Source organism: Methylocella tundrae (genome assembly GCF_901905185.1).
Taxonomy (GTDB): Bacteria; Pseudomonadota; Alphaproteobacteria; order Rhizobiales; family Beijerinckiaceae; genus Methylocapsa; species Methylocapsa tundrae.
Map to the genome: position 1 here is coordinate 54,012 of NZ_CABFMQ020000131.1, position 19,454 is coordinate 73,465.

The window sequence follows — 19,454 nt, forward strand, 5'->3', positions numbered from 1 at the left end:
CCTCAAAGGTCCGTTGCGCGATGCATCGGATCCAGCGCGCGGGAAATCATTGCAAGAAGAAAAGCATCCCAGTCTTGCGCCGTGCTGGACTGCGCGAAGCGCGGCGCCGTCAGGGGCTGGCGCGTAGGATTGGCAGACAATGCGAGCGATTCTCGCGATCGTAGGCGTGGCTCGGCGGCCGCCGTTCTACGGTTATGAACGGCGCGGACACGACGGATTTCTCCGTCGTGTCCGATCGAAGGTTAGCGCGAGCTGGCCGGTTCAGACCGAATGAAGCAACAATGCGCGTTCAATCATGTCCGATCACTGTGCCAATCGATCCCGGAACCCAGTAATTCAACTGGCTTGTATCGAGCAGCAATGTCGAGGTAACTCCGGGGGAGTTTACGGTATATGAATTCCAGATGACCGTATCGAGATCCCCGGTGCCGATCTGGAAGTCAACCGGGCAATTGATGCAGGCGTTTCCCTGGAAAATATTTCCGACAAGAGCTGACTTGCCTTGTTCTACATAAGGAGTCTGCCCCTGGTAATAGACGACATTCTGAAAGCCTTGCGGGTATGGGTAAGAATAGGTGCCTGAGCGCGTCGTGATGCTGTTGTTGCGTACTTCGACGCCGAGGGTGCTATACCCCCAAAAGGTGTTCGGCCAGATGTTCGTCAGGTTTATGTTGATAAAGGGCGATCTCGTAGAGTTTATGTTAGCGAGAGTGTTTCCTTTTATTTCGATGTTTCGCGACACGCTGAACTCGGGGAGCCCAACGGCGTCGGAATTGGTCGATATCGGATTGAGATAAATGCCGCCGTTGTCCGTCATTTTGTTAGAAGAGACGTTGGTGTTGAGAAATGCGCCTGCCCACAGACTGATCCCTTGGGGATTGTTGCTCATGGTGTTGCCATTGATCCAGGCGTTTTCAAAAGAAGGAACCGCGATGGTGAAATGATCGCCCGCCGCGGGAACGACGTCCCAGGGTTGATCAATGGTGAAAGTGCTGTTGTTGCTCAACTGTGTGATGTGTCTCCACTGCCCGGCTCCCGCGCCGCTGACGATGATGACCATCGAATTTGAATAATAATTCCAGCTTTTGGCGTTGGCGCTGACGCTCGTGCTATTTGCCGAGGTCACGACGCCTTCGTCCTCACGGCCTCTCGATTCATTCAGAAACGTTTCGCCATCGTTCAGGGTGCTGTCGAGGGAGCCGTCCGACACGTCAAAAATGTTGTTTGCAATAATGATGTTTTTGCCGAACTGGATCGTCAACTGGCGTCCGAGCCTGCGACTGACCATCTGACCGGTCCCGACCGGCGTGCTTGTGCAGCACGCGGCGGCAGCCATCGCCGACGTCGCGGCAACCTTATCGGACGCGCTGCGCGTGAAGTGATTGCTTTCGATGAAAGCATTAACCATGTCATTCATCAGAACCTGATCGGTCGCCCATTTGACGGTGTTGCCGACAAAGACGAGATTGCTTGATCCGAGGATATAAATCGGTCCCAATCCGCCGGTCGCCGGGCTTCCATTCTGGAAGTTGACCGCCTGATGGAAGTTGGAATTCATAATGCTGATTCGATCGCCGACCGGAAAAATAGACGCTCCGCTGCCGAGTTCCCAATTGACGCGCTGAATGAAGAACTTGCTGATGGTCCCGCCTCGCGTGTCGAGATTGATGACCCTCTGGCTCGTGAGGTCGACATTCTGAATCGAAAGATCCGCGATCCCCGTCAACACCGCGTTGTCGGGAACTTCAATGCCCGACATGCCGAAGGACGAGCCCTGAGCGGACGTCGGGCCGAAGATGATTTTCGTGTCGGCATTGCTATGGCCCTGAATGACGACGCCGGGCCGGATGGCGATGCCCGTCACTCCGAGATTGTAGGTTCCCGCGGGAAGGTAGACGATGCCGCCGCCGTTTCTTGAGGCCTGGTCGAGCGCCGATTGAATCGCGCCGGCGTCATTGGTGACGCCGTCACCCCTCGCGACAGGGTTCAGGCTCGGGTCCGTCCTGACGTTGAAAATATGGTGGTCGGACTGTTTCGTGCCTGCGACGCCGGCGTTATAGCCAGGTCCGTCCCGGGTGACGAAGTCATAGGCCCAGGGCGCGTCAACGCCGAAATAGTCGCCTCCGGCCGCATGCCCGAGCACTGTCGCTTCTGTGGTGGTCGAGGCTAGCCCATTCGACACAATGGCCTTGTAAGTGTGACCCGCGACAATGCCGGCCGGCGGTATGAAAGTGAGAAAAAAGAAAGTGCTGTTGCTGGGGGCGACGCTGGCCGCCAGTTGAGCGTTGGTCTGCGTATCGAGCAAAGTGATGCTTGGCGATCCGCCGGCGACGAGCAGATTGCGGCCATAGAGGCGGGTGGGTCGGCCCGGGGCGATGTCCGCCCGCCAGAACTGAAAAGCCTGCGGCGCATTGATGGCGACCGAGTTGCTGGTCGACGACGCATTATCGTAGACCTGAACCGTGTAGAGGCTGAACGCCCAGTTTTGGGGAATGCGCAGGACGACGACATTGTCCTGGCCTTTCGTGACCGGCACCTGGGTTCTGACTTTCGTATTGCCGGGCGTGATGAATACCTGCGGCGCTGCGCCAAAGCCCGAGCCCTCGAGGGATATGAAATCGCCCGGATTGGCGGTAAAAGGCGCATTGATGATGGTCGCTTTAGCCCAGGCCGTGCAAGGCGCGGCGCATAAAAGGGCAATGCAACCGGCGAGAGATGCTCGCCCGATTAAAGATAAATGGCGCAATCTATTGAAAAATCGAATTATTGTTCCCGGCATGGCCACCACTCCTTGTAGCATCTGCTCCAACCGCGCCGCCGAAGCAGAGCCTTGACCGGAGCCGTAAGCTTTCGGGTAATTGCAAATTATGTCAACAACATGTAAATGTTGTGGCATATCATTTATCATATTTGGGCTTGTGCTAAACTCGATCGGGTGAGCTGATAAAATATAATTACGAATAATTCATTCATGTGTTGGTATCGTTTCATTTGTGGAAATAGTCAATTGTAAATTTAGTGCATATATTTCGGGTATGTTTGACTACCTGACCGTATTTGGTGCTGAATACATGTGTCTCGGGCGGGTAGATTTTATAAAACGAGAATCGCGCCTGAAATTCTCGAATAGATTTCTTGCATTCGGTTTCTTTGTTCTTTTTCAGAAGCTTTGGCGGCAGGATCGCAGGCGGCTGTGCCAAGCAGGCGTCTGCCTGGGCGGAGCATGGCGAATCAGTCGACGTTGCGGCGGGGCGATCGCTAGCCGTCGCCTCATCTGACGTTCCGTCAGCGTCATATCCGCGGCTGCCTCGACAGCACAGGACACCGGGCTTCATCGTTGCGATCGGCCATGGGTTGCTTTACAAAGGGCGAAAAGGCGAGGGCGCTGGATGGCTGACGACAAGGACGAGCTTTTTCAAAAGGCGACCCAAGCTGGCCCCGCGCCAGATGGCGATGCGGGGGACACTTCTTCTCTGACGGCGTCAGGCGAAACCGCGACAACCCCAATCCCCCAGCCTGAGGCGGCGTCGAGCGGTGATTCGCTTGGCGAGGCGAGGCCGGAGCCAGAGACCATCGCCCCTGGCCAGCCAAAAGTTGCGCCTCGGATCGAAAAGGTGAAACAGCCTTCGCGTGCGCCTGTTTTGGCCGCGGCGCTGATCCTAGGAGCGCTGGCCGGGTTTGGCGGCGCTTTCGCATTGCGCATGCTGGACCAGCAGCAGGCTCCGGACGACGGAGACCATGTTGCCGAATTGAACGCGCATATTGTGGAACTCGAGCATAAGAGCGAGGCTTCCGCAGCCGCGTTAGCCGCGATCGGAAGCCGTTTGACGGCCGCTGAGAACAGCGCCGGCAAGGCAGCGGCCTCGGCTGACTCGGCCTTGAATGAACTGCACGCGGAGCTCGCTGCGCAGCCGAAGGCGGCCGGCGAATCGCCTGGCGCCGAAGCGCCGGACATTGCGCCGATCGAAGCGAAAATCGCCGCATTCGAACAAAAGGTCAGCGCGCTCGAGACAAAGCTCGCGGCGCCGAAGGTCGACATCAGGGCGCAGCAGCAGGATCGCGAGGCCGCCGTTCAAAGCGCGCGGGCTTTGGCGGCTGTTCCTGCGAAAGGCGTCGCCGCGATCAGCTTGCTGCAGCTCGTGACGCGCGGCGAGCCTTTCGCGGGCGAACTCGCCGTGCTGGACTCGCTTGGCGAAGATCCGGCAAAACTTGCGCCCTTGCGCGCGGCCGCGAAGACCGGGGTCGCGAGCGTCGGCGACCTCGCGGACCGGTTCGCAGCTCTCGCGCCGACGCTCGATGCGCCGGCGCAAAAGCACGATAGCGGCATTCTCGATCGGCTCGCGCATGACGCCGCAAATCTCGTCCACATTCATCGGCAAGGCGATCCCAATGATCCCGACCTTCCCGGCCGCGTCGCTGCGATCGAGAAGGCTCTGGCGCGCCTTGACGTCGCCAAAGCCTATGCCATTTGGTCGCAGCTCCCGGCCGAAGTTAAGGTCAAGTCGGCGGCATGGGGCGAGGCGGCGAAAGCGCGTCTTGACGCCGTGGCCGCGGCGAGCGCGATCGAAGCGGACGCGGTGACGGCGTTAGGCAAGCCGAAGTCTTGATCGTCGCGAGGATCTGCGCCTCGCAAACATCCCAAATCGCGCTTTTGACAGGAAACACATGATCCGCGTCCTCCTGTTCTTCGCCGTCCTCATCGCTCTGGCATTTGGCGAGGCCTGGCTCGTCGATCGGCCCGGCGAACTCGTGCTCAATTGGCAGGGGTATCGCATTGAAACCTCTGTCCTTGTCGGCATCGGCGCCATTTTCGTCGCGGCGGCGGCTCTGGTCGCCTTATGGAGCGTCATCCGCTTCATCTTCAAGTTTCCCTCCCTGATGGCGCTCGCGACGCGGGGACAACGGCGGGAGAGAGGCTATGCCGCTCTCTCGCGCGGGATGATCGCGGTTGGCGCTGGCGATGCGCTGGTTGCGCGCAAGGCGTCCGCCGAGGCGCAGAAGCTTCTCCGCGACGAGCCTTTAGCGCTGCTTTTGAAAGCGCAGGCGGCCCAGCTTTCGGGGGAGGCGAGCCAGGCCGCGGCGGCGTTTGAGGAAATGAGCAAACGCAACGATATGCGTCTTCTCGGGCTGCGTGGCCTTCACGTCGAGGCGCAGCGCCAGGGCGACGTCGAGAAGGCGCAGCAATATGTGGATGCCGCGCATCAGATCGCGCCGTTGCCCTGGGCGGCGAAGGCGAATTTCGATCATAAGGTGGCAGCCGGCGACTGGCGAGGCGCATTGGCGTTGCTCGAGGGCGCGTCGGGCGCGAAACTGTTCGACAAGACGATTCGCGAGCGCCAGCGGGCGGTTCTCGAGACCGCGATTGCGCTCGAAAAAGCGGACGCGCAACCGGCCGAAGCCTTGACGCTCGCGCGCGCCGCTCTGAAACGCGCGCCGACCCTCGTCCCCGCCATTATGCTTGCCGCAAGGCTCGCTGGCGATGCCGGCGATGTGCGCAAAGCGACGAAACTGATCGAAACCTCCTGGGCCGCGACGCCGCATCCAGATCTCGCCAAGATTTATCTGGGGTTGCATCCAGGAGACTCCAGCGCCGGCCGGCTGGCGCGGGCGCTGACGCTCGCGCGGCTCGCTCCGCGCGAGGCCGAGAGCAAAATCATGATCGCGCAGGCGGCGATCGCGGCCGGCGATTACAAGGCCGCCCGCGAAGCGATGCAGCCGTTGATCGAAGGGCCGGAGCGACCGACCGCCCGCATGTGCCGCCTCATGGCGGAGATCGAAGAGAAGCAGCATGGCGGCGCCGGCTATTTTCGCGAATGGTTGACGCGAGCCTCGCACGCGCCGCGCGATCCTACCTGGGTCGCGGATGGGGTAACGTCCGACCAATGGCGTCCGATTTCGCCGGTGACGGGCCAGCTCGACGCCTTCGTCTGGCAAAAGCCGGTCGAACGTCTGAGTTCTGGCGATGAAGTGGAGGAAGCGGTTTTCGCTCAGATTCTTCCACCGGTTCCGCCCTTGCTGCTCGGTGAGGCGCAGAGCAAATCGCTTTCCTCAGCGCCAGTGACGCCGCAAGCCGAGCCGCCCGTCGCGAAGCCTGAGGCGGGCGCGGCGGTCGTCACAGACGAGGAGCCGCCGGCGCCTGAGCAATCGCGCCCCGAGGAGCTGGCCGCTTTGGGCCAGCAGCCGGACGAGGAAAAGGAACAGCCCAAGGAGTTCGCGCAGCTCTTCGACGTCAAGCGGAAATGAATCAGCCGGCGTCAATCTGAGCGTGCTGAACTGGATTTGCAGAGGACGGTTGCGAAGCGCCGCGCTTATCGCTAAGAGGTGACGCCGAAGATCGCAGCTTTTGATCAAGACGGAATTGCCGCAATAGCTCAGCTGGTAGAGCACCTCATTCGTAATGAGGGGGTCGGGGGTTCGAATCCCTCTTGCGGCACCAATGAAATCAAATAGTTAGACCGAAATTTCAACCACGATTAAAATCTGCACTTCCTGTCGGGTAACGTTTCGGGTAACGGCTGCCATCCCTTGGCGACGCGTTTAGTCGCCAAACGCTAGCCTTGGTGAAGACGGCGTGTATTTGGTAAGGCAGCGCACTGATTTTCGAGCTCCTCCTCTGTTCTCTCGTGATTCTTGCTATCTACGCCGTCACGGCTAAGCCATCAGCTTAGAACCAGGCGTCGAGGCTGCTCTCAGTCAGTGCCGTCTTGCAATGTGTAGCCCCGACGCTCATCATGATTTGCGGCAGTTCCAGCACGGATCGCCGAAAAACGATAACGGGCGTCGCAAGAATGCTCGAACGGTGGGGAAGAAATGATGTGCGGCAACTGCGAAGGGCATCCAACGTGCTCCTGTAACGCACCATGCGAGTGCGCCAGTGGAAGATATTGCGAGCATTGCGGGCACTATCCATCCGGGTCGAAATCGTTCGACGACAAGGGGTTCGCCGAGAGATCGACCGTTGCAATGGTCGCCCGGTCATCATCCGTCATTTCGGTGTCCGTTCGCGAACCATCTGCATCCAAATCGGGCTAGGCGGACCGAGTTCGGTGTTTTTGTCTCAAGTTGAGACGACAATACTAAAACGTCGCACTCGGCCGCCTTTAGAAACTGTCGCAAGTTGGGCCAGTTTATCAGTCAGCCAGATCTCTCGGCGCTCGCCACGATCCGATCAGCAAGGGCGATCATCTGCCGCGCGAGCCAGACTTTCGCCTGAAACTTGAGGGGTGATAACGGAGCCATAATCCCACTCGCGGAGATGTCTCGCAGTGACTCGGCAATTGTCGAGATCGCCTTGGTCAGGCTGAAGTCAGCGCCGTCGAAAGTTGCGATGCGAGGATATCTCAAAACGTGAGAAGCAAAAGCCTCCGCTCCAGCCACGGTGGTCGCCTTCGTCGAGAAAAGACGCCGCTGCGCTTCACATTCTAGCTTATAGAGGGCGTCGTAGTGGCTGTTATCTGCTTCAGAGATATTCTCCCCCGGCTTACTTGCCATCTCTCTGTCGAGCCTCTCCCAATCTGCATACGCTGCTGCATGTCCTTCGATTAGTGCGAAGACAGGGTCTGCTTCGACCGCGGCGCGGCGGGATGGATTGTCAGCCATAGCTCAGGCCTCCATCTTGCGAGAAGCCTGAAGCAGCGCCTTGAAATGACGTTCCTCAAACCATTCGACCTCGATATGATCGGCAGACAGATAGTCGGCCTTGATTTGCACCTCTTTGAGCGTCGCGCATCGATAGGCGCATAGAGCCGTCAGTGCCTCATCCTCCGCATCGGAAGCTTGATCTACATCGCGTTTCGCGGCGGCGAATCCAGACGACTGCCGAGCCGCCTCATCCTCAGCGAAAGCGGCGTCGATGACAGCGAAGGCATCGTTCTTTATCGCTTTGCGCGCCGCCTGGAGCTGTTTTAGCCGCTTCGGCGACGCAAATTCGTCAATGCCTCCCCCTATTCTATCGGACCAATCCAAGCTTCTTATGACGCGACTCTTGCACTCGTCCACGCCAAGAGAAATGTCGAGCGGCTTATAGTCGGCGCCGTACTCTTTGCCAGCCCACATATCCTTGAACGGGATGCTCGGGCGTATGCCATTGTAGGAAACTTCGGCCTCGTCGCAGCGGGTGACTGCCCGCGTAAGGGCGTCGTGTGCGGACCGATGAGCTTCGATCAATCGTAGGAGTTCTGACGAGACCGCAGCCTCCACGGGAGCGGCAGCGGCGATCGTCGCCAACGACGCGCCCCCGGCAATGCCCATGCCAAGTTTCGCGAGGGCTGATCTGCGGTTGAGATTTGGCAAGCCGGCATCGGCTGCCGGAACGGTGCTGTTCGGCATTGTGGTTGCTCCATAGAAGCTGTTAATATGGCTTCGAGCATCACTTGTAGATTGACTTCCAGCATCACGTCAAGCATCGTTTGGGGAATAGTGATTTTTATGGAGCAGGACAAAGTGCGCGAGAATCGTTTGCGCCGGGCGGCTGACCGGCAAGGGTACAGACTCGTCAAAAGCCGAAGCCGAGATCCGCGCGCTGTGGACTTCGGCCGCTATGCCCTAGTCGATGCTCAAACCGGAGGCGCTGTAAATCCCGCTCTTGCGGACCGATGGACATGCAGTTGGACCCTCGATGAGGTTGAGGCGCACCTCGGCGGCATCGAGAAATGAGCTTATATTGTACATAGAACAGGCATGTTTTCGTACGATCTGCGATGGGACGAAAAAAATGAATTTTTGCGGGCCATTCAGCATGCTCTCGTCGCGCCGCTCTCTATGCTGTGACCGGCTTGTCGCCAAACGAGGACAGGGCTGCGCAGATCATATACTATCTGGCTTTGACGATAACTGCGTACCAGACAGGGCTAATCTACCTGTGGAGCGTCAGGCTAAGAAGGGATGGCTAAAATGAATCTTGATTCACTCGAAGCTGGTATTCTTTCCAACTGCAAGCCTGGCGAACTGATCAAGCTTAAACTAGGAGAGCAAATTTATTTGGCGATTGTCACCGAATTTGAACGCACGCCATCAGACTATCGTCCAATTGTCATTCTGAACCGCCCGGACAGTCCGTTCATCATGAATGCAGCGGACTATGGGCAGGTAATAGTATTACGTTATGGTGATCGCTACGGCATTAGAGTTGATCAGCATTCTGAATTCTTTCTTGGTCAAAAGGCCGAATCCCGCAAATCTGGCTTAGTTCTTATGGCTCAGTCGAACGGCGAATCGCGGGCATATCTGCGCGCCGACGTTACTGGCGTGGTTGATAGCATTGTTCGATTCTATGACTTTCAAGATGGGATCTTGAAGAGCCAGGCGGGCGTCCATCGCGTCACCTTGACGGGCTGGTCGATTTGGCTTGAGAATTCTTATAGAGAGTCCGTCGAGCACTCTGCCATTTTTTCTTTTGGCACGTCAGATCAGGCCGTTCCATGAGCCGAGGCGCTGAATGCGAAAGCAACCCAGCGCCTAACCGTATCGCGGTCCAATCGAAGACACCGCCCTTTTAGTCAACATGCGCAGCGGTTAGCAACGCGCTCTGGTTGTCGTCGAGACCAACCTCGCGAGCCGCTGCTTTGGCCTCAGGCGAGAGTCCGGCGATCTTGTCGGAGCGCCTCGCTTCGGTCCGCTCGATGCCGAGTTCGCGGACAGCCCTTCGGACGCCTTTATCATTAGGCTGTATTCCTCCTAAAGGTGGGGCAAGTTGCCCCACCTTATCAGTCAGCCCGATCCACTCTGAGATAAGCTCGCTACGCTCCAACGCCGTCAGCTCGGCGCGGTGTAGGTTCTCCGCGATCTCCCACAGGCGCGCTTGTTCGTCAGGCTCATCATAAAGGGTAAGACAAGGTATCTCGGACCATCCAAGTTTCTTAGCCGCCGCCAGTCGATGCGCGCCGGCGACGAGGGCATACTGTCGTCGCATCGCTGCGCCGCCGGCTCCCTAACGCGCCATTAAACCGCAACAAGGTTGATGTCAGGCGGCGACCAAGACGCATAGCTGTCGTAATATGGCGCCCGTGTCGGATACATCGCGCTTTGCATCTGGATCTTGGTGACAGCCTGCTCGACTTCCTGCCCGTCCACATGAAAATGCACGTGAATGGGCTGCTCGCCTTTGCCGGGAGGGCCGGGCGTGTAGCTATTTTTGTGATACAGAGGTGACTGGGGGTCTGTCCCTGCATTGGACCCGTACATGCCACGCTTAAACCCACTGGGCGTCTGGTCATGCAGGAATTTCATAAAGTCGGCAGGAAGATTATTTATCTTCTCGACGAACCAAGAAAGCCCATCCCCGACGGCATGGAGAACGCGGTTCGCACCCTCCCAATTTAGCGCGGCAAGCGCGGTGATGGCCGTCGCTATGCCGGCGACGCCTGCTGCTGCAGCTCCCGCGCCTGCGAACGACGCAAGGCCAAGGATCACCGCTGCGCCGCCAAATGCTGCGAAACCAGCAGCTACCACCACCAAACCCTCACCGATCTGTTTTATCGTTTCCGGGTTCTTGTTCGCTAAGTTTCCGATGCTGGAAAACATATCGGTGACGTTCTTCATGACCGGGATCGCCGCCTGCATCAAAGGTGCGCCGATCGCCTCCATCATGGATTTATACTGCGCATTATACGCCTGTTCGACACCGACAGGATTGTTGTTTGTAAATCCAGCGTAAGCCGCGTTCTGATCCTTGACCTCCCCAGCAAGGCGCATATCCTTGTCAATTTGCTGGCGAAATCCAGGAGCGCCCCACATCTCAACGGCCTTGGACGCATTTCGGTTAGGCGCGATTTTGGAAAGCAACTGCAGAAACTCAGACTCGTCGCCATGAGCCATTTTCATGAGGGCTGGATAAACAACATCATCGATCCAGCCGGGAAGATCGCCCGCATGCTCGCGTGCGCCGACCATCGCGCCGGGCTGCAATTGCAGTCTGCCGCCGCCGAACCCGGTCTTTGTCGTCTTGCTCATGTCAATGAGGCCGGCCTGCGCCAAGACTTCCGCCTGCTGCTTCGAAAGCGTCGTCGCTCCCGTCTGCAACTGCTGAAGCGTCATCGCAACCGTGCCGGCCGTCGAGGCTCCTAGATCGGCCATCATGACCGCCATCGGACCCATGGCTTTTTCGTCGGCGTTAATCCACGCCGTACCACCTCGCCGCGCGAAAGTCTGGAAGTCCTGCGGCGTCAACTTGCCGCCAAATGCCGTAATGAATTTATAGGCGGTGTCCGTAAATGCGTCTAGCTTTTCAGGGTTTGTGGCGATGCCTTTCATTTCCGCAGAACGCATTATTTTGTAAAATTCAGTTCCTCTGCCGCTTTCGCCTTTTCCTGTAGTGCTGGCGATCAGCGCGTCCATCTTGAGCGCTTTGCCCGCGAGGAGCGCCGCCTCGTCGGTGGTCCCGGTAACGCCACGCAACTCGCGAACGGTTTTTAGGTATTCGTCAGCGGAGGAAGTCGGGATCGCCTTTGCAATTTTCTCATAATACTCGGCCGTAAGCTTCAGTGTATCAAGATGAGAAACGCCCATGCGCTCCATCTGGTCTTGCTGGTTGAGCAATTCCTTGCCGGCGCTCGCGACATGCGCGAGGCCCTTCACAAGCTCGACCGAACCCCAGATGGCCGCAGCCCCGGCCATTACGGTCTTGATACGAGTCCAGCCGCCTTCAACGTCTTTGACGCGAGCGTTGAGATTGGCTAATTCGTTGGAGAGCGTCGCGATAACTGGCGACAATCCGTTGACGGCGGATAACTTAACCGCAACTTCATAGGGAATTGCCATCTCTATTCCTCTTTCAACGATGATGATGCGGCGGCCTGATGCGAAAGTTGCGGCCGGGATTCTTCTTGAACCACGCGCGATCAACCACGCCGTTCTGGATCAATGCAAACATTGGTTAACCCACCTCGGATACGAGCACGAAACCGGGTTGCCCCGCGCGGCCATACGGATTGCCGGTCGGACCACCGTCGCCGCCTGCGCCGCCACTGCCAAAGAGACCAGAGAGATAAGGCACGCCGCCGGAGCCGATGACAACGATCGCTCCCGCCACATTGCCGTTCGAAAAGCCGGGGCTTCCCGCGCCGCCCGAGAACCCATACCCACCTGCGCCGCCAGTTCCGCCCGCCGTCCCGATCGCGCCAATCGCCGTCATTAACGATCCGAAAGACGACATGCCCCCATTGCCGTTCGATCCGGCTGCAGCTCCGGCTCCAACGGTGACGGCAATGCCAACACCCGGCGTCACAGGGAAATAGCCATAGCGGTATTCGCCCGCGCCGCCCCCCTGACCGGCCGTATAGCTGCTGCCGCCGACATTGCGGCCAGCGGCGCCCCCAGCCCATTGCTGCACAAGAACGAGGGAGCCGACTGGCGTAAACGTCCCGCTTGCTGTAAAAGGAACAATGCGCGAAACGCCTTTCGGCAGCGGGTTCAAAAGCCGCAAATTCGTCCCGTCATAGAGGAACTGCGCTGCATAACCGCCAACGTTACTCATTTCGCCGCCCGATAGCGTCGCGCCGCTGGTGTTCAGGACAATGTTTTTCGCGCCTAGACCATTAAAATTAGCGGTGGACGCCGTTGTATTCGGATTAGCGATTGTAATTTCGTAAAGCGCCCCGGCAATGTAGGACGTGATGGCTGGCGAGACTGTTGCGACAATCGCGTTCGCCAACCCCGTATCGACGCCGTAATAGGTTCCAAAGCTCTGGAGGCCGGGACCCGTCAATTGCCAATTCGTGCCGTTGAAATCGAGATCGAGAACCATCCCGATTTTAATAGCCCCCGGCGCAAGCTGATTTCCGTATCCGTCAAGGATCGGAACCGCGCCAGAGATGCCATTCAGATTGAGCGTGACGTTGCCAGTATTCGTCGCCGTGGCGAGAATCCGTACGCTGAGATTGGAAAGAGAAGCCGGAGCCGGTGAGATGCTTGCCGTCAGCGCATTCGCTGTGCCGCCTGCGATGGCGAATGTCCATGCGTTCGACTGGACGTCATAGGGGATAGCGGGGAGCGTCGCGGGAATAAACGGCGCATTGGAAATCGGACTGATATTGCCGGACGAGATAGCGGTCGCGCCATTGGCTACGGTGACGACAAAAAGCCCTGTCCAGCCCGCATCGGCGGTTGGCGTAACCTGCGTGCCCGTTGATGCGGCTATGCCAGCTTTGATCTGATAGGCGACGGCTCCGGCGCGCACCGTGCTTTGGGCTGCGCCTGACCCCGTTCCACCGACTGGAGGGCCATAATAGGGCGAGCTCGGAGCGGTCGAGTTGTAATAATTCAGGACCATCGTCGATGTATCGGAATCCTGATATTGGACTTCGACCAAAAACGCCTGGCTGTATCCTGTCGTCGCCGGAGGGGTGATGGTCAGCGTGACGGGATCGAGCAGGATGCCCTGCTTCATGATCGTATGCGCGGTATCGGCCGGGAGCGCGGACAATGCCGTCTGTTCAAGGTTTTCGAGCTGATAGATTTCGCCCGCGCCAAGAACAACGGCGAGAGACGCCACGGTCGTCGGGGAGCAGGTAAAGCCATTGACGATCGTGTTCGTGCCGAGAACGCCAGCGACGAATTTAGCGAGCGCCGTCATCGTGAACTGGCCGAGATTGAGGACGTCCTTGGACGAAGGGACCGCCCCCGCGTACGTAATTACCCTATGCATGCTTGTTTCCTATCGTTTGTAAGTGCGACGCCTCTCACGGCTCTCCCTCACGCAATGATGGCTGGAGCAGCCGCCGCCGACTGACGTCCAAGCTCATCAACGATGGCTGCTTTATGCTCCTTGATGGCGCCGACATCGGCAGGCGTCAGTGGCGCCGCCTTTGGCGCGCATATACTGCCATCAGCAAGCGTCAACTCGATGCCGCGACCGCGCAAACTCGACAGGAATGCGACAACATCGAACGCCCTCGACTGCGCCGCGCGCACAGCGTCGAATACACCGAGATCGCGCTGAAGTTTCTCCTGCTCAGAGTTGCGGCCGATCTCCAGCGTGCCGTCATCGTGCGCATGCATCCGCTCAATCGGCGTCGCCGAGGCATATCGATCAAAGATCCAGATCGCTTCTTTCATCTTTTGGATGGCTACCGGAAGATGAAGCGTCGGGGCATTTTCGAGCGTGCTTTTGTATAGCCGCCAGAGCCGAGGATTGCCCAAGGGTTCGTTCGCCGGATCACAGCGCCACGCTCCCTCGAAGGCGCGGGTGAGGCGGTCCTGAAGTTCTTTGAGAACCGCGATTTGTTCGGTCGGAGCCGGCCCCGCCATCGGCTGGCGCAAATTCTCTGGATTTAGCAAGGTCATTTTGGTTCTCCACCGTTCTTTTTCGGCTCGCCGCAAAGGCGTTCGATCTCGGCCCTCGACGCGGCAGCCCTCTGTCGCTCGGTGCGCTTGACGCCCGCCCGGTCCATTTCAGTCAAGGCGCGCTGCCACTGCTCGTCGGACATCTCCCGCGCATGCTTTTGGGTGTCTTCGGTCATGAAATACTTCCAAATAAATTGTTGATGATATGAAGCGGCACGCTCGCCTTGCGCTCGCACCACCATGTGACCAGGGCGACAGGTAGGCTCAGCCCGCCAATGGCGCCGTCACGGGCGCTTTCAAGTTCCGCCGCCAAGGCCGACGCTGCCGGCATGTCTTTGGCTATCCTCAGCCTGCCGGCGTCGAGGACGACGGCCAGCGCAGATCCAAGGTTGTTTCGAGGAATGCTGAAATTGAAATCGCCGTCACCGGTTTCATTCGCGCCTTCGCTGACGGAAACGTTACATGAATGTATGCCAGCCTTGCGCAGTTCCTTCGCCACTGGCCGGCCAACCGCGGTCAGGTCAGCGATGAGCGAAGGCGAGTGTTTCGCCGGCAGCAATGCCGACCTCAGCCGATGAAGCACATCGATCTGATCGGTGTATGGTCCTTGCGCTTGATGAAGATGCACGACGCCGTATGTTGTAGGTTGAGGCTGATCGTCCACAACATGTCGCATGCGCTCAATGACGGCGATGCTCGTTGGCATGCCGACGCCGCCGAACTGAACGCCGATGACGTAACCGACGCGGGATGTCCAACTGTCACCCAAAGATGCCTCCGACAAAGATCGGCTTGACGTCATGGGTTAAGGCCGCCTCGACGGATGCCTTGCGAAATGAGCGGGCGCCGCCAACAGCCAGCGTAATGACGCCGCATACTGCGTTGGCAAGGTCGTCATGGCCGCCCGGAGGATGGTCGATGCTGTCCCTGCCGCCGCGCGCTGTCCGACGCTCCAGGCTACAGAGTTCGGCAACCAGCTTTGGGTGGTCAAGAAACCGCACCTTGCCGGAATTGAGCAGCGGCAAACTCTCGCGATAGAGATCACTTTTAGGCTTAGCCGATTGTTCGCAGATAATTCCCTGCCGCATGAAGGCTTCGGCCACAAACTCGCTGCCCCAGCGGTCAGCCGTCACGCGCCGAATACCGTAGCGCTTCAATGTCTCGGCGAATTCCGCGACCACGCTTTCGGGCGAGAACGGCGGCTTAACGCCGCGCAGACAATCCAGGACGGCAACATCGCCCTCGGCGTGCGCGATCGCCATCGTCATCGCGTCCTGCCCACCGCCACCCGCCGCGTCGACGAATGCGAGATGGGCGTGAGACGGCGGAAGCTCAAAGCATCCGGGCTCGATCAGACTTTCGACGACATCAACCGAAACAAACGCCTCAAGGTCGGTTCGGAACTGCGCCCCATACTCAGCCGCGGCAGCAGCCGGATCGCGCTCGAATTCGCCGTCAACAAATGATTGAGGCACGGCCGGATTCATGACACGCGTCGCCGCTTGCCATACCAGATTCTGGGCGTCAGCCTTTCCATGCCACTTCCGGTAGGCATCCCAAAGCAAGCCGCGCCGGGAGTAAGGCGATGACGCGATGATTGTCATAGCGTCATCGCCGAAGGTCGCCATAGAGGCGCGAATGGCGTTAAAGACTTCGACGTCGGGGTTCGCGCTGTCTTCTCGCCTCCAAAAGGCGACTTCATCCAGCAATGCGACGCAAACCGAACGGCCACGCACCGTCCGATACGAACAGGTCGCAACCTCGATGACGACGCGGCCCTTGAGCTCAATGCTGTCGGCGGTTTCGGACTCGACAAGCTGCGACAGCATAGGAGCGGCAACGATACCTGATATGTAGCGCCGCAGGATCTTGGCTTGTTCCCGATCGGCCGCGACCAGCAGAATGACTGCACGCTCGCCAGGAGCGAGGTTGGCGCTCCAGTCTCGGAACAGGCCGAAGTAGCACGCCAAAAGCGCCATGACGAAGGTTTTGCCGCCTCTGCGCCCGCAAACGAGCCAGAGAAATCCAAAAGCCGCGACAGGAGCCTCAGCGCGGCCCGTACAGTCGCGAAACAGCCGAGCGCCGTAGTCGTCGAGGGGCAAGCCGAAGAGAGCCGCCAGCAGCGCTCGCCAAGCCTTCCACGACTCATGATCGCGAATGGCGGAGCCGAGCAGATGCGGGTCGTCGATGGCCTCAAGGATATTCACCGTGCGCTGAACCTCACTGCCGTCCGGGCCGGACAGAGCTTTCGCCCCGCCCGACGCCGCGACAGCTTCCCCCAGTCGGGTGTGTGGCCAACCCCGCCGAGAACAGGGCGCGCCCAGTCTCTTTTTGCGCCGGACCAACCGGAGGCTTGGTTGCGCTCTCCGCCATCCCGGACCGAGCGTTTGGAGGCGAGCAGGGTATTCTATGCGATGAGATCACAGTCCCGTGGTCGTCGGCGCCTGGATCAAAGAGGGTGCGCTCGATGCGAGTGATTAGGCTCATGTATGGTCGCCCTTCGACTTAGAGGCGACGTAGGTCTTGAAGTCAGGGGTCACGTCGCGCTTGGCGCGTCTCAACCCCAGCCGCTGAAAGGCGCGGCCAATGCGATCGGAGAGCTGCCCGAAGACGTCAAGATCGATCGGCTCGCCAGCAACCGACTTCGCTTCGAGCTTTTCGCACTCGACGGACATCAACGCGCAGCGACGCGCAAGTTGGCGCTGGCCTTCGCTCAAGCCTTCCGCGCCGCCAAGATCGGAGATTATCTCGGCCAAGACATCGCGAAACCGGCGCGCTTCCTTTGATCGGCCGTCGACCGCGTCAACAAAGAGCTGCGATCCATTAGTGACGGCGCTTCGTGTGGTCGGCGAGCGTGCCGCTGTTGCTAAATCTTCGTCCATTCGAAACCCTTGCGTTACCCCCGCATAATACTCCGAATATGAACCATTCTACAAGATTGACATTACTAGACATTCTCGGACAGAGCACATGATGGAGTATCAGGAAACACAGATTTTCGGTCATTCGGACAATCGCTGAAGAAGCCAGCCGATCGCTGCCGGTTGTGCGCGATTCGATTTCTCGGCCTGTCCAATCGCTAATCGAAAGCCAACATCAGGCGACGATCTGAGCTACAGCACGGCCGTACAGATTTTTAGGCGGGAGGGTTGTTCGAACATTGGTCAAAAAGGCTTCCGAAAACTCCAAAGTATTGGCGCAGCTAAGGGAACAAGAGGAACAATGTGCCGGCGTGTTCCGCCCACCTGTTCCTTTCACGATGTAGGCCACGCGAACGGCTCCCACACCGCGACATGCCTGTCCGCTACTTGCGGGGAAGGCCGCCGCTTCCACCAGCGGCGGTGCTTCCACCGCCATGGGGGTATATAGGGGGTGGAAGCACACAAATGGTGGAAGCTAGGTGGAAGGCACTTTTGCTGTGGTGGAAGCTAGGTGGAAGAAATGGTGGAAACATCTCTCAAAGCCCTTCACCGTCGACGATGACGAGCCTCGATCGACGTCTCGACGGGGAACCTTCCTCAACGCTGGCGATCTTTCGAGCGCTTAACAGTCGGTCCATCGCCTGCTTGAAGGCATCCTTGCCGACGCTCCGCCCATCCGCATGGTTGGCAAATTCCGAAGGTGCATAGGACGTCCCTTTCTTGGCAGTGACGTTCCGGCCTTCCCTGGTGAACCGTCCGAGTAGTTCAAGGAAGAGCACGTCGATCTCGGCCGCTGAAAGTACGGATCTGCGGTTTCCTTCGGCAGGGACGAACCGCCCGCGATCCCACAAGAGAGAGATCGTCTCGCCGGTCGGCCCGTAGTTCGCCTTCATGACCGAGAGCTGTTTCAGCGCAGGGTTTGGCCTGTCGCCTTCGGCGGCTTTGGGTGGAGCGAGATACAGGCGGCTGCGAACGCTGTTGCTCCATCCGGTTGAGCCGGATGTTCCCGAGCCGCTGGTCATGCCCGAAAGGCTTGGGTGAGCCAGGACGAGGACCGCCAGTTCGAAGCGCATGGCGAGCCGTGTCAACAGGCCGAGGAACTGTCGGGCCTGAGTGCGCACAATTTCGTCACCGCCGAAAGTGTCGGCGAGCGTATCGATGATGACCAGGCTTGGCCGTTGCTCTTCAACAAGACGCTCAATAGCGCCAAACAGCGGAGAGTGCCTGAGAACACCGCCTCGCGCGTCGGGGAAGGCGAGAACGGCCTCGCGCCCTGCGAGATCGACAATCTTCAGATTCGCCAGGGCGTTCCGGTCGATATAGTCGCGCCCCTCGATAATATCGGCGAGACGGCGATGGATTTCCGGGATGTCATCCTCGGCGGAGATCATGAGAACGCCGCCCGGTTCCGGCGTGCGGCCGATCCAATCCGTCGCTGTAGCGACCGCAATGCCGAGCTGCAGAGCGAGTAGGCTCTTGCCGTCGCCTCCGTTCCCATAAAGCAGCGTCGTCTTTTCGAGTGGGATCATACCCGGCACAAGCCAGCGTCGTTCCGGCGCTGGAGCGCGAGCTAGCGAATCGGCGCCAACAATCTTCAGCTCCGGGTGTGGCGCCTCAACCGTAGTCGCGCCGAAGTCCATCAGCGAATCGAGATAACCATCGTCAATCGGCGGAGGAGCGAGCGAATGTTGGCTCAACGCCGGCCGCCTTTCCGCGAGGGGACGCGAGGCTCAAGAAGGCCGCCGCCTTCATCAAGCGTTGCTAATGCCGCCTCAAGCAGCTTGACGAGTTCGGGAAGCCGTGTCGGGCGGATCGCGACACCTTTCGTCGTCGGCGTCGGCCGTCCGCTGATGGCGCGGTCATAGACGCGGATATCGACATAGCGGAAGCCCTCGAAGTCTTTCAGAAAGACGCCGATCAGCTCCGCTTTGCTTTTCTCGACATAACCGATGAGAACACCGTCGCCGGCGCGGGGAGCGCTCATTCGGCGCCCCCGTTCTTCAGCGCCGTCAGATCATTTGCACACTGTGCGGCGGCGCGTACATGCGCGACCATGCACTTCAACGAGTAGGTGAGCCCGGCGTCATCGCTGAGATCCGCGAAAGTGCGAGCCAGTTCAGCACGATGGATCATAAAGCCCAATTGCTCGAAAATGGCGTCGCGCAGAAGTTCGAGTCTGGCCTGCTTAACCCCGTCTGGATTAGATAGTTTTGGATTAGCAACAGCGTTCATGACGCCCTCCTTTCGGGGAAG

The 19,454-nt window shown here is 58.9% G+C and carries 18 protein-coding genes and 1 tRNA gene; 5 read left to right on the forward strand and 14 right to left on the reverse strand.

From position 1 onward, the window contains the following. Nucleotides 1-289 precede the first annotated feature (289 nt). Entirely contained in the window at nucleotides 290-2,536 is a 2,247-nt protein-coding gene (locus MPC4_RS18435) for a glycosyl hydrolase family 28-related protein (protein ID WP_174513820.1), read from the reverse strand. On the opposite strand from MPC4_RS18435, the gene MPC4_RS18440 reads away from it, so the two are divergent. The 4 genes from MPC4_RS18440 (at nucleotide 2,511) to MPC4_RS18455 (ending at nucleotide 6,436) form a co-directional block, all read left to right on the forward strand. Continuing rightward, entirely contained in the window at nucleotides 2,511-2,834 is a 324-nt protein-coding gene (locus MPC4_RS18440) for a hypothetical protein (RefSeq protein WP_174513821.1), read from the forward strand. The genes MPC4_RS18435 and MPC4_RS18440 overlap by 26 nt on opposite strands. A 555-nt stretch (nucleotides 2,835-3,389) precedes the next feature. Continuing rightward, entirely contained in the window at nucleotides 3,390-4,607 is a 1,218-nt protein-coding gene (locus MPC4_RS18445) for a COG4223 family protein (RefSeq protein ID WP_174513822.1), read from the forward strand. Between the two features lie 58 nt (nucleotides 4,608-4,665). Next, complete coding sequence (locus MPC4_RS18450) at nucleotides 4,666-6,243, forward strand: heme biosynthesis protein HemY (protein ID WP_174513823.1); 1,578 nt, start codon at nucleotides 4,666-4,668, stop codon at nucleotides 6,241-6,243. Between the two features lie 117 nt (nucleotides 6,244-6,360). Further along, nucleotides 6,361-6,436, forward strand: a tRNA-Thr gene (locus MPC4_RS18455). Between the two features lie 698 nt (nucleotides 6,437-7,134). On the opposite strand, the gene MPC4_RS18460 is transcribed toward MPC4_RS18455, so the two are convergent. Both MPC4_RS18460 and MPC4_RS18465 read right to left on the reverse strand, forming a co-directional pair. Beyond that, complete coding sequence (locus MPC4_RS18460) at nucleotides 7,135-7,599, reverse strand: hypothetical protein (RefSeq protein WP_174513824.1); 465 nt, start codon at nucleotides 7,597-7,599, stop codon at nucleotides 7,135-7,137. A 3-nt stretch (nucleotides 7,600-7,602) separates the two neighbouring features. After that, a complete protein-coding gene (locus MPC4_RS18465; protein WP_174513825.1) occupies nucleotides 7,603-8,328 on the reverse strand; it encodes a hypothetical protein in 726 nt (241 codons plus the stop codon). Between the two features lie 564 nt (nucleotides 8,329-8,892). Here MPC4_RS18465 and MPC4_RS18470 point away from each other — a divergent pair. After that, the gene (locus tag MPC4_RS18470; protein WP_174513826.1) at nucleotides 8,893-9,423 is read left to right on the forward strand and encodes a hypothetical protein; all 531 of its coding nucleotides are present in this window, start codon (nucleotides 8,893-8,895) and stop codon (nucleotides 9,421-9,423) included. A 70-nt stretch (nucleotides 9,424-9,493) separates the two neighbouring features. Here MPC4_RS18470 and MPC4_RS21820 read toward each other — a convergent pair whose 3' ends face one another. From MPC4_RS21820 to MPC4_RS18525, 11 genes are all read right to left on the reverse strand, one after another. Beyond that, nucleotides 9,494-9,910 (reverse strand): ParB/RepB/Spo0J family partition protein, encoded by a 417-nt coding sequence (locus tag MPC4_RS21820; RefSeq protein ID WP_174513827.1) that lies wholly within the window; start codon nucleotides 9,908-9,910, stop codon nucleotides 9,494-9,496. A gap of 29 nt (nucleotides 9,911-9,939) precedes the next feature. Beyond that, nucleotides 9,940-11,757 carry a phage tail tape measure protein gene (locus MPC4_RS18480; RefSeq protein WP_174513828.1) on the reverse strand — a complete coding sequence of 606 codons (1,818 nt, stop codon included), beginning with the start codon at nucleotides 11,755-11,757 and terminating at the stop codon, nucleotides 9,940-9,942. 115 nt (nucleotides 11,758-11,872) lie between these two features. Further along, on the reverse strand, nucleotides 11,873-13,642 hold the full coding sequence (locus MPC4_RS18485; protein ID WP_174513829.1) for a hypothetical protein: 1,770 nt from the start codon (nucleotides 13,640-13,642) through the stop codon (nucleotides 11,873-11,875). A gap of 47 nt (nucleotides 13,643-13,689) precedes the next feature. Beyond that, on the reverse strand, nucleotides 13,690-14,280 hold the full coding sequence (locus tag MPC4_RS18490; protein ID WP_174513830.1) for a hypothetical protein: 591 nt from the start codon (nucleotides 14,278-14,280) through the stop codon (nucleotides 13,690-13,692). Then, complete coding sequence (locus MPC4_RS18495) at nucleotides 14,277-14,456, reverse strand: hypothetical protein (RefSeq protein ID WP_174513831.1); 180 nt, start codon at nucleotides 14,454-14,456, stop codon at nucleotides 14,277-14,279. Before MPC4_RS18495 ends, MPC4_RS18490 begins: the two co-directional genes overlap by 4 nt. Further along, a complete protein-coding gene (locus MPC4_RS18500; RefSeq protein WP_174513832.1) occupies nucleotides 14,453-14,779 on the reverse strand; it encodes a hypothetical protein in 327 nt (108 codons plus the stop codon). Before MPC4_RS18500 ends, MPC4_RS18495 begins: the two co-directional genes overlap by 4 nt. A gap of 262 nt (nucleotides 14,780-15,041) precedes the next feature. Continuing rightward, a complete protein-coding gene (locus tag MPC4_RS21425) occupies nucleotides 15,042-15,908 on the reverse strand; it encodes a hypothetical protein (RefSeq protein ID WP_244629108.1) in 867 nt (288 codons plus the stop codon). An 855-nt stretch (nucleotides 15,909-16,763) separates the two neighbouring features. Beyond that, on the reverse strand, nucleotides 16,764-17,036 hold the full coding sequence (locus MPC4_RS18510; protein ID WP_174513834.1) for a hypothetical protein: 273 nt from the start codon (nucleotides 17,034-17,036) through the stop codon (nucleotides 16,764-16,766). Between the two features lie 701 nt (nucleotides 17,037-17,737). Next, nucleotides 17,738-18,898: an AAA family ATPase gene (locus MPC4_RS18515; protein WP_174513835.1), complete on the reverse strand. Its 1,161-nt coding sequence runs from the start codon at nucleotides 18,896-18,898 to the stop codon at nucleotides 17,738-17,740. After that, nucleotides 18,895-19,185, reverse strand: coding sequence for a PC4/YdbC family ssDNA-binding protein (locus MPC4_RS18520; RefSeq protein ID WP_174513836.1), 291 nt, complete (start codon nucleotides 19,183-19,185; stop codon nucleotides 18,895-18,897). The genes MPC4_RS18515 and MPC4_RS18520 overlap by 4 nt, the downstream gene beginning before the upstream one ends. Next, on the reverse strand, nucleotides 19,182-19,433 hold the full coding sequence (locus MPC4_RS18525) for a hypothetical protein (RefSeq protein WP_174513837.1): 252 nt from the start codon (nucleotides 19,431-19,433) through the stop codon (nucleotides 19,182-19,184). The genes MPC4_RS18520 and MPC4_RS18525 overlap by 4 nt, the downstream gene beginning before the upstream one ends. Nucleotides 19,434-19,454 lie beyond the last annotated feature (21 nt).

Bases quoted from the DNA above. Each gene is read 5' to 3' on its own strand.
- MPC4_RS18520 (WP_174513836.1), bottom strand. From the start codon at position 19,185: ATGAGCGCTCCCCGCGCCGGCGACGGTGTTCTCATCGGTTATGTCGAG.
- MPC4_RS18490 (WP_174513830.1), bottom strand. From the start codon at position 14,280: ATGACCTTGCTAAATCCAGAGAATTTGCGCCAGCCGATGGCGGGGCCG.
- MPC4_RS18525 (WP_174513837.1), bottom strand. From the start codon at position 19,433: ATGAACGCTGTTGCTAATCCAAAACTATCTAATCCAGACGGGGTTAAG.
- MPC4_RS18465 (WP_174513825.1), bottom strand. From the start codon at position 8,328: ATGCCGAACAGCACCGTTCCGGCAGCCGATGCCGGCTTGCCAAATCTC.
- MPC4_RS18470 (WP_174513826.1), top strand. From the start codon at position 8,893: ATGAATCTTGATTCACTCGAAGCTGGTATTCTTTCCAACTGCAAGCCT.
- MPC4_RS21425 (WP_244629108.1), bottom strand. From the start codon at position 15,908: ATGGCGACCTTCGGCGATGACGCTATGACAATCATCGCGTCATCGCCT.
- MPC4_RS18450 (WP_174513823.1), top strand. From the start codon at position 4,666: ATGATCCGCGTCCTCCTGTTCTTCGCCGTCCTCATCGCTCTGGCATTT.
- MPC4_RS18460 (WP_174513824.1), bottom strand. From the start codon at position 7,599: ATGGCTGACAATCCATCCCGCCGCGCCGCGGTCGAAGCAGACCCTGTC.
- MPC4_RS21820 (WP_174513827.1), bottom strand. From the start codon at position 9,910: ATGCGACGACAGTATGCCCTCGTCGCCGGCGCGCATCGACTGGCGGCG.
- MPC4_RS18485 (WP_174513829.1), bottom strand. From the start codon at position 13,642: ATGCATAGGGTAATTACGTACGCGGGGGCGGTCCCTTCGTCCAAGGAC.
- MPC4_RS18445 (WP_174513822.1), top strand. From the start codon at position 3,390: ATGGCTGACGACAAGGACGAGCTTTTTCAAAAGGCGACCCAAGCTGGC.
- MPC4_RS18495 (WP_174513831.1), bottom strand. From the start codon at position 14,456: ATGACCGAAGACACCCAAAAGCATGCGCGGGAGATGTCCGACGAGCAG.
- MPC4_RS18480 (WP_174513828.1), bottom strand. From the start codon at position 11,757: ATGGCAATTCCCTATGAAGTTGCGGTTAAGTTATCCGCCGTCAACGGA.